At 50.1% G+C, this 14712-nt stretch carries 13 protein-coding genes; 6 read left to right on the top strand and 7 right to left on the bottom strand.

What is annotated here, in order from left to right; translation table 11 throughout:
* Position 1: 1 nt before the first annotated feature.
* From AWM70_RS08205 to AWM70_RS08185, 5 genes are all read right to left on the bottom strand, one after another.
* On the bottom strand, positions 2-1117 hold the full coding sequence (locus AWM70_RS08205; protein WP_068695376.1) for a Ger(x)C family spore germination protein: 1116 nt from the start codon (positions 1115-1117) through the stop codon (positions 2-4).
* Between the two features lie 5 nt (positions 1118-1122).
* Positions 1123-2601: a spore germination protein gene (locus tag AWM70_RS08200; protein WP_068695374.1), complete on the bottom strand. Its 1479-nt coding sequence runs from the start codon at positions 2599-2601 to the stop codon at positions 1123-1125.
* Positions 2602-2733: 132 nt separating this feature from the next.
* Positions 2734-3660, bottom strand: coding sequence for a metal ABC transporter substrate-binding protein (locus AWM70_RS08195; protein WP_237167906.1), 927 nt, complete (start codon positions 3658-3660; stop codon positions 2734-2736).
* 137 nt (positions 3661-3797) lie between these two features.
* Positions 3798-4658: a metal ABC transporter permease gene (locus AWM70_RS08190; RefSeq protein ID WP_068695372.1), complete on the bottom strand. Its 861-nt coding sequence runs from the start codon at positions 4656-4658 to the stop codon at positions 3798-3800.
* Positions 4659-4665: 7 nt separating this feature from the next.
* Positions 4666-5409, bottom strand: a complete 744-nt coding sequence (locus AWM70_RS08185) for a metal ABC transporter ATP-binding protein (protein WP_418303203.1) — start codon at positions 5407-5409, stop codon at positions 4666-4668.
* Positions 5410-5666: 257 nt separating this feature from the next.
* On the opposite strand from AWM70_RS08185, the gene AWM70_RS08180 reads away from it, so the two are divergent.
* Together AWM70_RS08180 and AWM70_RS08175 are read left to right on the top strand one after the other, a co-directional pair.
* Positions 5667-6848: a GTP-binding protein gene (locus AWM70_RS08180; RefSeq protein ID WP_068695368.1), complete on the top strand. Its 1182-nt coding sequence runs from the start codon at positions 5667-5669 to the stop codon at positions 6846-6848.
* A 221-nt stretch (positions 6849-7069) separates the two neighbouring features.
* On the top strand, positions 7070-8080 hold the full coding sequence (locus AWM70_RS08175; RefSeq protein ID WP_068695366.1) for a metal ABC transporter substrate-binding protein: 1011 nt from the start codon (positions 7070-7072) through the stop codon (positions 8078-8080).
* 85 nt (positions 8081-8165) lie between these two features.
* On the opposite strand, the gene AWM70_RS08170 is transcribed toward AWM70_RS08175, so the two are convergent.
* Complete coding sequence (locus tag AWM70_RS08170; RefSeq protein WP_068695364.1) at positions 8166-9011, bottom strand: manganese catalase; 846 nt, start codon at positions 9009-9011, stop codon at positions 8166-8168.
* A 142-nt stretch (positions 9012-9153) separates the two neighbouring features.
* On the opposite strand from AWM70_RS08170, the gene AWM70_RS08165 reads away from it, so the two are divergent.
* A complete protein-coding gene (locus AWM70_RS08165) occupies positions 9154-9735 on the top strand; it encodes a TetR/AcrR family transcriptional regulator (RefSeq protein WP_068695362.1) in 582 nt (193 codons plus the stop codon).
* Positions 9736-9912: 177 nt separating this feature from the next.
* Positions 9913-11019 (top strand): NADH:flavin oxidoreductase, encoded by a 1107-nt coding sequence (locus AWM70_RS08160; protein ID WP_068695360.1) that lies wholly within the window; start codon positions 9913-9915, stop codon positions 11017-11019.
* A 97-nt stretch (positions 11020-11116) separates the two neighbouring features.
* On the opposite strand, the gene AWM70_RS08155 is transcribed toward AWM70_RS08160, so the two are convergent.
* Entirely contained in the window at positions 11117-11785 is a 669-nt protein-coding gene (locus tag AWM70_RS08155) for a GntR family transcriptional regulator (RefSeq protein ID WP_068695358.1), read from the bottom strand.
* Between the two features lie 235 nt (positions 11786-12020).
* Here AWM70_RS08155 and uxuA point away from each other — a divergent pair, with 235 nt between their 5' ends.
* Positions 12021-13097: a mannonate dehydratase gene (uxuA, locus tag AWM70_RS08150; protein ID WP_068695356.1), complete on the top strand. Its 1077-nt coding sequence runs from the start codon at positions 12021-12023 to the stop codon at positions 13095-13097.
* Entirely contained in the window at positions 13098-14711 is a 1614-nt protein-coding gene (locus AWM70_RS08145) for a mannitol dehydrogenase family protein (RefSeq protein WP_068695354.1), read from the top strand.
* Position 14712: the final 1 nt, after the last annotated feature.

Below are 14712 nucleotides of genomic sequence, written 5' to 3'. Positions count from 1 at the left end.
CTTAGTCCTGCCTTCCGCATTGAATAATCTTCAAGTGAACGGTCACCTTGGGAGTTAGAGATGGATAAACGGCATAGAATGCTTGCGGATTCCACTTTCTGTCTGTGCTTCTGAAAAAATCGCCGATTCCGGCCGGATCGATATGCTTCGAGCAGCAATATCGGATAAAGCGGTCTATCCGGGCTGCGACATACTGCTCCATCTCGTCCTCAAGCTTCTCGACCTCCACTTTATTGACTAGTTTAAGATCGCCCGGAATGTTCTTCACGATGACTTGTCCTTCGATGTGGACATTCAAGCCCAAAGGCTTACTTATAGATGAAGCTTTAAAAGTAGTTCTTGAAGAGGCAAACCGAATCAAGGCTACTTTGTCAACCCGGGCACTTGAATGGGGAATAGGGATAACGAATGAGCCGTTTTTGGCGTCTTCGATTAATATTTTCAGCCATAACGCCTGATCGTTCCCAACTTTGCCGATCCATCTGTCTCCATCGAACAGAGCCAGGCCGTCGATCCGGGGCTGCTGCTCTGCATCCACCTTGAAAGAGGGGAGAAAGAGATCCCGCCCCTCGTCATAATAATTGTAAAGGGTTTTATGAAGATTCTGGATCGGGAGATTGGCGTATTTGCTGTTCTGTTCGATCATTCGCATCAGATAAAGCGGTTCCTGGGTATTCTCGCAGGCTTTAAACAATTCAGTCGCAGTGGAACTGGATACGGCCAGCTTCAAACGGCTGGATATTTTAACGTCTCTTGCCAAAATATTCAGAACAGGCCCAATTCCTCTCTTGGCATAATCTTGACCGAAGACCATCATACGCATTTGCCCGTATTGAATAGGATCATTGGATTCTTCGCTGAGCACCGGAATCATATCGAAGCTGTTGCTTGATCTTTCCTCCATTAACTGGACGTTGGTTTTCTCTTTCTCCTTGTAATCCCCGACCAAGGCACTAACGCGAATCTCTTCTTCTTGCCCTTTCAAATCATAACCAGCAGCTTGAATCAGCTTGATGCGATTGATGACGGTTGGCGTTCCGCAAGAGCAGAGCGGAGCCAGCAGCAGCAGGAACAGGGCGCTGACCCCTATCCGCTGAAGGCCAAATCGTCCAAACAAGTTAATCACTCCTCATCGAAGTCGGTCGTTGGCTTTCGTCTAGGGACTTGATAACGCTGACTGGAAACGGGCTTCAAATAGCTTTGCCGCTTATTAATTTGGGCGTAAGAGGATCGGATGAAGCTATCCCTCAAATCCTTGACGCGAAGCGGAAAGAGCGGAACCGTATACGGGTAGCCCAGAGAACGAAGCCTGGACAAATGAATCAGCAGGAATATCAGGCAGATAACAATCCCCAGACTCCCCCACAGCGAGGCCAGGATAATGATCGGAAACCGCAGAAAGCGGATGGCATTAGACATTTTGTAAATAGGCGTCACAAAAGAAGTCAAAGCTGACAGAGATACGATGATAATTAAAATATTGCTGGTAAAGGCGGCCTCTACGGCAGCCTGCCCCAGAACAACCCCGCCGACAATGCCAAGCGTCTGGCCGATTCGGCTGGGGAGCCGTGCTCCTGCCTCACGCAAAAATTCAACAGTGGCTTCAAGGAAAAGGACCTCGATCACTGGCGGAAAGGGGACGCTTTGTCTTGAATAGATAATCCGGTTTAACAGTTCCTTCGGGATAACCTCATAATGATAGGTCGTGAAAGCCACATAGAGGGCAGTGGCAAACAGTGAGAAAATCACGCCGAAAATACGAATTACCCGAAAAAAAGAGCCTAGCAGCCAGGGCATATAATAATCCTCTGGAGAAATGAAAAAATCAAACAATGATGAAGGGCCTGTGATGAAATAGGGCGACCCCTCGCTGATCACCGCTACCTGTCCCTGGGAAAGGGCGTATACCACCCGGTCTCTTCGTTCAGTCGTCGTAAACAGCGGGAACGGGGTAAAGGAATTATCCGAAATGAGCTGGTCCAGCTGGGAGGTGTCAAACACGATGTCAAAATCAATGGATGAGAGCCGTTTCGACATCTTCGCCACATTCTCGGAATTGGCTACGCCCTCCATATACATCATCACTACCTTGGATTTCGAAACACTGCCGATGGTAAGTTCTTTCACAATCAGATCAGGCGTGCATAGCTGGGCACGGATCAGGTGGAGGTTGGTCTCCAGATCTTCTACGAACCCCACCTTGGGACCGATTACGCTGAATTCGATATCCGTTTCGTTATTGGTGCGCATGCCTTTTTTGGTGGGGATCGGCACAAGAGCGTAGTGGGGCTCCTTCTCCTGGCGGATAAGCAAATAACCTTTCAGTAGAGCCTCTTGAATTCGGGCGCTATCCTTTGTGAGTTCAATCTCGTCGCTGGGGAGACTATTCACTAACTGCTTCAGCGTTTCAATGGCTTGGTCCCGAGCGGCTTCCTGAAGACCCTCCAGAAGTTTGGTCAGTTTATCCCCGTCGATCAGCGTTTTGTAATACAGAAATTTAAAGCCGGAAGGAAGGAAGGATAATGGGACGGTTAAGAAATCGCTGGAGCGGCTGCAGTTGTGCAGAAACTGATCAAGATCCGAGAGCATGGGCGTGGTCATGATCGATTCATCCGTTTCTTGGTTTGGTATTTTTACTTAAGTTGGATCAAAGGGGGGAATATTATGCGCTGCGAGAAAAACGCTCCCTCAGGAGCGTCTTTTCTCTAAAATAGGGTTTAATCTTTCCTTCCGTCACTCGATCCTCAAGCGGGATATGGAAGGAGCCAACCCGCTGTAAATCTGATCCAAATTCCACTGCATCATTTTCAGATAGCTGTCGCCGTCTTCGCCCGGTTTGCCCGTAGAATCCGTGAACAGCTTGGCTTTGACCGGGACTCCGGTAGCTTCGGACAAACTTTCCATACTGCGAGGATTCACGCTTGTTTCAACAAATAAGACCGGAACCTTCTTGTCTTTAATGATGTCTACAATCCGCTGCATTTGATCCGGAGTTCCCTGGTTCTCGGTGTTGATCTCCCAGATATACTGAGCCTCGAGTCCGTAAGCCGCGGAGAAGTATTTAAAAGCTCCTTCACTGGTGACCAGAACTCGCCTTTCCTGCGGAATGTCGGCAAACCGGTTGATCGCTTCTTCGTGAAGCTGCGCGAGTTCAGCTATATAATTATTGGCTTTCGATTCATATCCCGATTTATTGTCCGGGTCCATGTGGATTAACGCATCCCGGGCATTTTGGGTATATTGGATCCCGTTGGCCAGATCAAGCCAGGCATGGGGGTCCTGTTCGGATTCTTTGCCAGCCGAGGTTAAGTAGAAAGGTTTAACGCCTTCGCTTAAAGCGACTACGCTGTCATCCTCTAAAGATTTGCCGGCGGTCTCCAGCATTTTGCTGAACCAGCCGTTGCCGGTCTCGAGATTTAAGCCGTTGTAGAAAATAAGCGCCGCATCGCTTGCATGCTGGATGTCTGCCGGCAGCGGGTCGTATTCATGGGGATCGGTGCCAACTGGCACGATCGAATAGAGCTGGATATGGTCACCGCCGACTTGGTGCACGATATCATATAAAATAGAGTTGGTCGTCAATACAACAGGTTTGTCTTTTTGGGACTTAGCGTTTGGTTCGCTGCTTTGACCGCTGGATTGCGGGGAGCATCCCGTCATTAGCAAACAGACAAGCGTAGCCAAACAAAGGGCTGCATAGAGTCTGGTTGATCTCCTGATTTCCGGATTCATTTTATGTTTTACCAGCATCGGCATTCCCTCCATTTATTCAAATAGATTAGATGGATCATGAGCGGTCAGGCGGGCAGATTGGCTTTGCGCTTGCGGCTTAAGAGCAGCCGCCACAGTATGCCTTGTTTGGGGGAGAAGGCCAAAGCCAGCGTAAACATGACAGCCGAAGCCAGCACAATCGCTGCTCCTGAAGCCAAGTTGTAGTGGTAACTGAAGAACAGGCCGGCTGCTGCGGCCACGGCCCCAAGCCCAGAGGATAACAGAATCATGACCGACAGCCTGTTGGTCAGGAGATAAGCCGTTGAAGCCGGGGTAATCAGCATGGCAACAACCAGAATGATGCCGACAGTCTGCAGCGAAACGACCGTTACAAGCGTAAGCAGCGTCATGAGAAAATAATGGATCAGGCGGTTGGGCAGTCCATAAGCTTTGGCCATGGTCGGATCGAAGGAGCTGACCAGCAGCTCTTTGTAGAACAAATAAACAAGCAGCAGAATAAGCAGGCCAATGATGAAGGTGATCTGCATATCGGCAGCCCGGACAGCCAGGACGTTGCCAAATAGGATATGATAGAGATCGCTGGAGCTTTGGGCGTAAGTAATCAGAATAATCCCAAGCGCAAAAAAAGCGGTGAAGACGATGCCGATAGCGGAATCATTTTTAATCCTGCTGCTCTGGCTGACATACCCGATCCCCAGCGCGGTCAGCACCCCGGTTACAACAGCACCGATCAAAAAGTTGATCCCCAGCATGTAGGACAAGGCCACGCCCGGAAGCACCGCATGCGAGATCGCATCTCCCATAAGCGCCATGCCTCTTAGAATGATAAAACAGCCGATGACGCCGCAAATGATACCCACCATCACAGAAGTGATGAGCGCGTTTTGCAGGAAAGGGTACTCCAGCAGCGCATAAATGAACTTCATTACAAATTCACTCCTTTCGTTTGAAAAAAGAAAGCTGAGCCGCATAAGCCTTCATCATCATTTCGGGCTGGAATACCTCCTGAACGGGACCGGCCGCAATCAAACCGGCGTTCAGCAGCACCAGCTCATCAAAATATTCCTCTGTCTTGCTGAGGTCATGATGAACGATCAGAATGGTTTTGCCGCTTTGCTGCTGTTCCTGCAGCAGCTCAATGATCGCTTCTTCACTGGAGGCGTCAATCCCGACAAACGGCTCATCGAGGCAGAAAATTTCCGCTTTCTGCGCTAGAGCCCGGGCTAGAAAAACTCGCTGCTGCTGTCCGCCGGACAGCTCGCCGATCTGCCTTCGGGCGAAATCTGCCATGCCGACCTTCGTCAGGCACTCGAAGGCCCATTCCTTATGAGACCGGCGCGCACGACGCAGCCAGCTTAACCCCGGGTAAGTACCGAGCAGCACGGTATCCAGAACCGTGATCGGAAAGGTAAAATCAATTTCACTGCGCTGGGCGACATACGCAACCCGGGTTCGGACTTCTTTAACGGGTTGGCCCAGCAGGCGTACCTCGCCGTGGTCTTTGGGAATCAGCCCCAGTATCGATTTCAGCAGCGTAGACTTGCCGGCCCCATTGGGACCGATAATGCCGACCCTTGTGCCGGGGTTAATTGTGAAAGAGATGTTGTCTAATGCCGGTTTGCCGTGATAGGACACAAACAGGTCTGTTACGGATACAGCAGGGATGGACATGCTCATTCTCCTTTGTCAATCTGGATTGGACAACATCTTCCGCGGGCCGGCAGCTGTCCAGCGGAGCTAATGTTACCCGTGGGACAAAATATTAAACAAGAACAAATAAGTTTCCTTGAGTAAACTTATTTGGCTAATAATTTAATATACGCAGACGGACTTGTAAAGTGCTTTTTTCAGATTATTTATTGACTCAGAACGATAAGGCCAGTACAATCTAAACTAATCGTAATTATTACGAATAAGAAAAGAGGTTAAAGAGAATGACCAAAAAAATTCCGGTTACCGTATTAAGCGGATATTTAGGATCGGGAAAAACGACTATACTGAATCATGTGCTGAACAACCGCGAGGGCTGGAAGGTCGCAGTCATTGTGAATGACATGAGTGAAATCAATATAGATGCCGATCTGGTCCGCGAAGGCGGAGGGGTATCGCGTATTGACGAAAAGCTGGTTGAAATGTCCAACGGCTGCATTTGCTGCACTTTGCGGGAGGATCTGCTCAAAGAGGTAGAGCGGCTTGCCGTTGAGGAGAAATACGATTACATCCTGATCGAATCAACGGGGATCGGCGAACCGGTACCGGTTGCCCAGACCTTCAGCTATGTGGATGAGGAGAACGGCATAGATCTCACCGGCTTGACACGTTTGGATACGATGGTGACAGTCGTCAATGCGCCGGAATTCCTCAAAGACTATAACTCTCGCGAAACCCTCCAGGACCGGGGACAGGAAGCCGGAGAAGAGGATGACCGCCGGATTGTAAATCTGCTGATTGAACAGGTGGAGTTCTGCGATGTGCTGGTGATCAATAAATGCGATCTGCTGGAGGAAGCAGATCTAGAGCATCTGGAACAGGTGCTACGCGGCATTCAGCCGGGGGCGAAGATCATTAAGACGGTTTATGGACGAATCGACCCTAAGGAGATCATGGATACCGGTTTGTTTGATTTTGAGAAAGCCAGTCAATCCGCTGGCTGGATCAGAGAGCTGATGAAGGAAGAGCATACGCCGGAAACCGAAGAATATGGCATTCATTCCTTTGTCTATAAACGGAAAATTCCGTTTCATCCGGAGCGTTTCATGAAATGGGTGTCCCGCTGGCCGCAGGAGGTCGTGCGCTGCAAAGGTTTGCTGTGGCTGGCGACACGCAACCGGACGGCCGTTTCCTTTAGCCAGGCGGGCAGCTCCAAACAGTTGTCAAGCGCAGGACTGTGGATGTCCGCTCTTACCCAGGAGGAGAAGGAGCTTTACGGGATCAGGGAAGAGGATCGTTCTCCGGACTGGGACCCGCAATACGGGGACCGCGTCACCAAGCTGGTCTTTATCGGCGTGGATATGAACCGGGAGGAGATCATTCACAGTCTTGATCAAACGCTGTTAACGCCGGAGGAATTGAAAGGGGACTGGACCCGGCTGGCCGATCCGCTGCCCAAATGCTGAAGGGTTTCTTATTAAATCTTTCAAACTATTTGAAAGCAAACTCTTTGAATTTCGAACTCTAGGGTTTACAAATCGTAAATATTACGATAATATGTGAAGGGTTAATCGTAATATTTACGCTTACAGGGTACATAAAGTTGGAAACCGACTCCGGAGGACAAGGGTTTCTAGCCTATGGCAAAAATCAGTAAAATCAAAGATTAAAAAGGGGTAATCGATTTATGAAATCACCGAAACACGTGCTTGCTGCTTTATCGCTGTCCGTGGTGCTGCTGGCAGCAGGTTGCAGCTCGAATAACAGTAACCAGTCTGCTAACCAAGAAGGTACACCTTCCGCATCCGGTCAGCCGGAAACGTCGGCTTCCACTTCAGCCGAGAAGCTTCAAATCAAGACAAGTTTCTATCCGATGTTTGAATTTACCCGCCACGTTGCCGGAGATCTCGCCGATGTGGAGAGTCTGGTTCCGCCGGATGTCGAACCTCATGATTGGGAGCCGACAGCCAAAGACTTGGCGGAAATAACGGATGCCGATGTATTGATCTATAACGGCGCAGGTCTGGAAGGCTGGGTGGATCAGGTAACTTCCAGTGCGACAGGCGGACATTTGACAACGATTGAAGCCAGCAAAGGTCTTGATATCATGGACGGCTTTGTAGAGGAAGAGGAAGAAGAAGGACATGAGGAAGGTCATGACCATGACCATGGCGGACTGGACCCGCACGTCTGGCTGTCTCCGGCACTTGCCATCCAGGAAGTACAGAACATTGAGCAGGGATTGGCTCAGGTAGATCCGGATCATGCCGATACCTATAAAGCTAATGCAGACGCTTATGTGGCTCAATTGCAGCAGCTCGATCAGGACTTTAAAGACGGTCTGAAAGACGTCAAACGGAAGGATTTCATCACCCAGCATGCCGCCTTTGGTTATCTCGCCAAGGAATACGGCCTGACTCAAGTGCCGATCGCCGGATTGTCTCCGGAACAGGAGCCGTCCGCTGCCAAAATGGCGGAAATCGTAGACTTCGCCAAAGAACATAATGTGAAGACGATTTTCTTTGAGACTTTGGTGTCTTCCAGTGTGGCGGATACGATCTCCAAGGAGATCGGAGCGAAATCGGCCGTTCTGAATCCGATTGAAGGTTTGACCGCCGAAGATCAAGCTGACGGTTTAGACTATATCGGTCTTATGCGTCAGAATCTGGAGGCTTTGAAGACGGCGCTTAACGAATAGAATATAAGGAATGATAAGATAGAGATGAACAACTAAGAAGAGAGACGCCCATAGCGGCGTCTCTCTTTATTGTTAAAGTGACTCATTATTTTCCGGGATTGGATAGATAAGGTTTGACGCCAGGGGCGTTGTGTTGGTGGTCCGGAGCTGGACCGAGAATCGGGATCTGGCCTTCTGGCTGAGGTTTGGCCACATATTCAAAGTTCCCTGTACCATCCGGCAAAGGTCCGCTGGCCCAGCGTCCCTGACGGCTTTCTTCGCCTTCCGAGAAATTCATGAACTGCCGCGTAGCTTCTTCCACCGTACGTTCTCGAGGGAAGGAAGCCGGAACGATAGGACCATCCAGCTGTTCGATTTCCTCAATCGCGGCCAGCCATTGATTCTGATGCATGATGTCGCGGGCAATCATAAAGGACAACATGTCGCGGATTCCAGGGTCCGTCGTCTGCTCATATAAACGAACCACCTGCAAAAGCCCTTGAGATTCGGCGTTCAGATTGGCGCGGAAGTCGGCCAGCAGATTGCCGCTTGAAACGATATATTTGCTGTTCCACGGGTAACCGTTGCTATCGGTTGGGGCTGCGCCTAATCCGGTTACGATCGCATGCTGCGGATTCATCCCGCCGAGCGCTGCGGCAATGATTGGATCTTTAGCCGCTTCCTCCGCCTGATCGGCGGGAGCGCCGTCCAGCAGCTGGGCAATCATGGTGCTCAGCATTTCGACATGGCCGATCTCTTCGGTGCCGATATCCAGCAGCATATCGCGGTATTTTTGCTCAGCCCGGCAGTTAAAGCCCTGAAACAGATACTGCATCATTACGGACATTTCACCATATTGCCCGCCCAGCACTTCCTGCAGCTTTCTGGCATAGACCGGATCGGGTTTCTCTGGCTTCGCCCGAAATTGGAGTTCTTTGATGTGATAAAACATACGAGTTCCTCCTTATGATGTGTGGATTGCAGTTTCGCTAATGTTTATAACCTGTAACCCTTTGGCTCAAACAGTTTTGCGAAGAACGGGCAAGGTTATCTATGTTATTGACCAAGGAGTCAAAATCCTTTATGATGGACTCATGAGTAGACCAAGAGAATTCGATGTGGATCAAGCGCTGAATCAGTCGATGGAGGTTTTCTGGGATAAAGGTTATAAGGCAACTTCCTTTGAAGATCTCACGAACAAAACAAAGGTTAAGAAACAAAGCTTGTACGGGGTTTTTAAGGATAAACGCACTTTATTCCTGAGAGCTTTAGCATTGTACCGGGCTCAAAACCAAGAAATGCTGGAAGCACTGGCAAGCGGAGAAGGGACGCCGACCGAAATCCTGGAGAGCATTAAGTCCAAGTCGCTTTGTTCGTCCAATGAGGGCAGTCACCGGGGTTGTCTGATGGTGAATACTGCGCTGGAGTTCGGCATCAGTGATCAGGAAGTGACGGATGAGGTTGAGAAGATGTTTGGCGATGTTCAAATGATGCTTGAGGAGGTTATTCGCAAAGGGCAGGAACTTAACGAAATTACGACACGCTTTACAAGCCAGGCATTAGCCGAACATTTAGCGAACACCTTGCGCGGCGTTCGTATCCTTGAGAAGACGGGAGCTCCTGCCGAACGGATCGAATCCGTTTTGAATACAGCTTTTGGCTTAGTACATAACTAAAGTTTGTGGTAAGCCATTTTTTTGCCTCTTTTCTTGACCACGTGGTCAAGAATTGAGTTTTCTTGATGATTGTCTAAGTCTATTCATAACGATTTTAAAGGGTAATTATTTTTTTGTTTTTTTCTTGACCGAGTAGTCAATAAATCAAGCTTTATAACTTCAAAGGAGTGGGGAAAGATGGCTGCAAATCAACAAGTATTAACGGATTACCGTTTGGGCGAACTTCATTTAAAGAACCGGGTGGTTCTGGCGCCAATGACAAGAGTCTCTGCAACACCAGATGGACTGGCAACTGAAGAAATGGCCCGTTATTACGCAAGTTTTGCGAAGGGAGGCTTTGGTCTGCTGATTACGGAATCTGTTTATACAGACGATAATTACAGCCAAGGCTCGCTGAACCAGCCGGGTTTAACCAACGAGGAACAGCTTCTTTCCTGGAAAAAGGTGACGGACGCCGTCCATCAATTCGGCAGTAAAATCATCGCGCAGCTCGCACATGCTGGTGCTCTTTCGCAAGGAAATGCACACCGGGAAGGGACGGTTGGTCCGTCCGCTTATCAGCCGGAAGGTAATCGAATTGCCCTATATGGTCCCGGAGGGGCTTATCCGGAGGCAAAAGCACTAAGCCAGGCGGAGATCAAAGAAATCATCTCCGGTTTTGAATCCGCGGCAGAAAGGGCACAGCGAGCCGGGTTTGACGGCGTTGAGATCCATTGCGCCAATGGTTTTTTACATGATCAGTTTTTGACGCCCTATACGAATCAGCGAACGGATGAATACGGCGGCAGTCTGGAGAATCGACTTCGTTTCCTGATAGAAACAATAGAAGCCGTAAAGTCCCGGACCGGCTCTAATTTTACCGTTGGTATAAGAATTTCACAGGCCAAAATGAACAATTATCTTTATAAGTGGCCAAATGGAGAAGCGGATGCCAAAGTGATCTTTGAAAGCTTGGGACATGCCGGGGTGGATTATCTTCACGTTTATGAATACAATTCGCTGGCTCCTGCATTCGAGGATAACCCGTACACCCTGGCGGAGTTGGCCCGCAAATATGGCAATACGACCGTAATCGTGAACGGAGGTCTTAGCACGGCCGAAGAGGTAGAACAAGCCCTGAATCAAGGCGGGGACTTGGCAGCACTGGCCAAAATTGCCTTAGCCAATCCTAATTGGCCCGAGAAAGTGTCCCAAGGTGAAGCGATTAAGCCGTTTAACGGAGAACTCTTGACGCCAACGCCTGCTCTGAAAGCCAGTGAACTGCTGGATCAGAATGAGCTTTAAGCGCCATTAGGGGAACTAGCAGATGCAAGTCAGCAAAGGTCATAAACTTTCTCTCTTCAGATAGAGTTTATGACCTTTTATTTGTTGCTTGCTTCAGTCAAGCCTTAATATAGTCCGAGAAATTCTCCTGCAGATAACGGGAGTTAATGTCCTCTCGCAAATGATGCTGGATCAATTCGTCAAGCCGGTCCGTTTCCTGATGAATCAGATAATCAAGCATCTGCTGATGCTCAGCGTGTATGTCCTCCAGCTTCTCCTTCTTGAGCATGTGCAGCCTGCGGTACCTGGCATAATGCACGTTAAACTGCTGGATGAGATTCCACAGAAACTCACGGCCGGCCAGCCGGAACAGGGCGTGGTGGAAAGCGTCATCCAGGTGAAGGAATTTTTCCGCAGCATCGTCCTGTTGAATGGCCGCCTGCTGCCGGTTCAGAATCTCTTTCAATTCATGAACGCCTGCGAGCGGCAGGTGAGTGGTACTTAGATGGTTCATAATCTCTTTCTCCAGGACACTTCTCAGAAAAATCATCTGCTCCACCGACTCCAGGTCAATAAAGGAAACCATATTTCCTTTTTTGGGATAAACGTCTATATAGGATTCCAGGCTGAGCTGCTTCAGGACATCACGAAGCGGCGTTCTGGAGATTTGATAACGTTCGGACAATGCGGTTTCGCTCAGAATACTTCCGGGCTTCAGCTTTAAAGTGATAATTTCTTGTTTGAGCGCGTTCATGATTTCGTTTTTGATTTCATTTTTGGTGGACATATGAGCTCCTATGGGGATCGGATTTTAAACTAGTATACAACGAATATACAATAAACCTGCTAAGAATAAAAGAAATCTTTGGCAGCATAAATAGTAGAAATTTGAGCACTTTTCATGTTTTTTTGAGTTTTATTAAGGTGTTTGTATAGGTCTATTGACAGCATTCTTTTTGTATTTTATGATTCAGGAGAAATCTTGTATACAAGACTTTTGAGCAATTGGGAGGGTATGGCCAATGAAGATGACGTGGAGATGGTACGGCGAAGGGAATGATAATATTACCCTGGATCATATCCGGCAAATACCGGGTGTAAGGGGCATCGTCTGGTCCCTGCACGATAAAGTGGCCGGAGAGGTTTGGGAGATGGAGCGGATTCAAGCAGCCACCGATCAGATTACAAGTAAAGGCTTCGGCACGGCTGTGGTGGAGAGCGTAAATGTGCATGACGATATCAAAATCGGAAGGCCGAGCCGTGATCATTATATTGACATTTATATCGATACGATCCGCAAGCTGGCCCGGGTAGGCGTTAAGGTGATCTGTTACAATTTTATGCCGGTGTTCGACTGGACGCGGACCGAGCTGTATAAGCAGCTGCCGGACGGCTCAAACGCGCTGTTCTATGAAAAGGCTGCCATTACCGACAACCCGAGTGAAATGGTTGACCGGATCCTGCAGGGCGCAGGCAAGTTCACTATGCCGGGCTGGGAGCCGGAACGGCTGGAAAAGCTCGATGAATTGTTTGCGTCTTATGCGGATGTGACCGAGGAGCGTCTCTTCGAGAATCTGCAATATTTCCTGGAGCGGATCATCCCGGTCTGCGAAGAAGTCGATATTAAAATGGCGATCCATCCGGATGATCCGGCTTGGCCGATCTTTGGACTGCCGCGTATTATCCGCAGCCGGGATACGATCCGCCGATTGCTGGACGCGGTGGATAGTCCTTATAATGGCCTTACGTTCTGTACGGGTTCACTGGGAACCAATCCGGACAATGATCTGCCGGCGATGATTCGTGAATTTGCGGATCGGATTCATTTTGCGCATATCCGGAATGTGAAAGTGTTCGAGAACGGCGATTTCATTGAGGTGTCCCACCGCGGCCGCGATGGCAGCGTGGATATGCCGGAGGTTGTTAAGGCTCTTTATGAAAACGGATACACCGGTTATGTCCGTCCGGATCACGGCCGTCATTTGTGGGGAGAAGAGGCCAACTGCCGCCCGGGTTATGGTCTGTACGACCGAGCGCTGGGCGTTATGTACCTGCTCGGCGTCTGGGACAGTCTGGAAAACGCAGGGAAGGTGAATTAAATGCTTCACTTATCTTTGAGCGGCCTTGCTGATGAATCAGGCTGGCAGTCCGTGGGCGTGGAGCTTCCCCAGTTTGACATCGGGCAGATGGTGAGGAACACGGAAGAGAATCCGCAGTGGATTCATTTTGGCTTGGGTCAGATTTTTCGGGCTTTTGTGGCGAACTGCCAGCAGAAGCTGCTGGACACTGGCAAAGCGGAAACGGGCATCATATCCGTTGTTCCCCATGATATGGAGAGCATCGACAAGCTCTATAAACCGCATGACCAGCTGACCCTGCTGGTGCAGATGAACGCTAACGGCGATTTCCAGAAGAAAGTGGTTGCCAGCATTGCCGAAGTGCTCGGGGCTGATCCGCAGCGGGAGCAGGACGACCGGCGGCTGGCGGAGATTTTTGAACATCCGGGTCTGCAAATGGTCAGCTTCACGATTACGGAGAAAGGTTATTCTCTGACGGGCGCGGACGGCGAATATTTGGACAGCGTTCGCAAAGATATGGCTAACGGGCCGGAGCGGCCGGAACATTTGATGAGCAAAATAGCTTCGCTTGCCTACCGTCGTTATCTGGCAGGAGCGTATCCGCTGACGTTCGTCAGCCTGGATAACTGCTCCCATAACGGGGATAAGCTGATGAGCAGTATCGTAGCGATTGCAAAGGAATGGGCTGAAAAAGGGTGGGTCGAGCCGAATTTTCTCACCTATCTGGAGGATGAAAGCCGGGTAGCGTTCCCGCTGACGATGATCGATAAAATCACGCCGCGCCCTTCGGAGAAGATTAAGCATCAGCTGGAGCAGCTGGGGATCGCGGGTATGGATATGATCGGAGGCGGCGGTCGTTCGTTTAACGCCCCTTTCGTGAATGCCGAGAGCAGCGGATATCTGGTGATAGAAGACAAGTTTGCGGGCGGGCGCCCTCCGCTTGAAGAAGCCGGCGTCATCTTCACAGACCGGGATACGGTGATCAAGGTCGAGACGATGAAGGTGACCACCTGCCTCAATCCGCTGCATACCGCGCTGGCCGTCACTGGCTGTCTGCTGGGTTACAGCTTGATAGCGGACGAAATGAAGGATGATACGCTGCGCCGCTTGGTGGAAAAGATCGGTTATGACGAAGGGCTGCCGGTCGTCGTAGACCCGGGCATCCTGAATCCGAGAGCGTTTCTGGATACGGTGCTGCAGGAACGCTTCCCTAACCCGTTTATTCCGGATACGCCGCAGCGGATCGCTGCCGACACCTCGCAGAAGGTTGGCATCCGCTTCGGGGAGACGATCAAGTCTTACCGGGACCGCAAAGACCTGAATCCGGCTGAGCTGACGGGCATTCCGCTGGCGATTGCCGCCTGGTGCCGGTATTTGCTGGGGGTGGACGATGAAGGCAAGCCAATGCGGATCAGTCCGGACCCGCTGCTGGAGATGCTGCAGAAGCATTTAAGCGGGACGACGCTGGGCGCCAAGACGTCTGCGGTGCGCGGTATTTTGGAGGAGGAACGCCTCTTTGGCGTGCGGCTGTATGAAGTTGGACTGGGCGAGAAGATCGAGGGCCTGTTCCATGAAATGCTGGAAGGCCCGGGCGCCGTACGGAGAACCTTGGAGAAGTATCTAAAAAAGGAGTGAA

The sequence above is a fragment of the Paenibacillus yonginensis genome, assembly GCF_001685395.1.
GTDB classification, from domain to species: Bacteria; Bacillota; Bacilli; order Paenibacillales; family Paenibacillaceae; genus Fontibacillus; species Fontibacillus yonginensis.
This window is presented reverse-complemented; position numbering and strand designations above follow the sequence as displayed.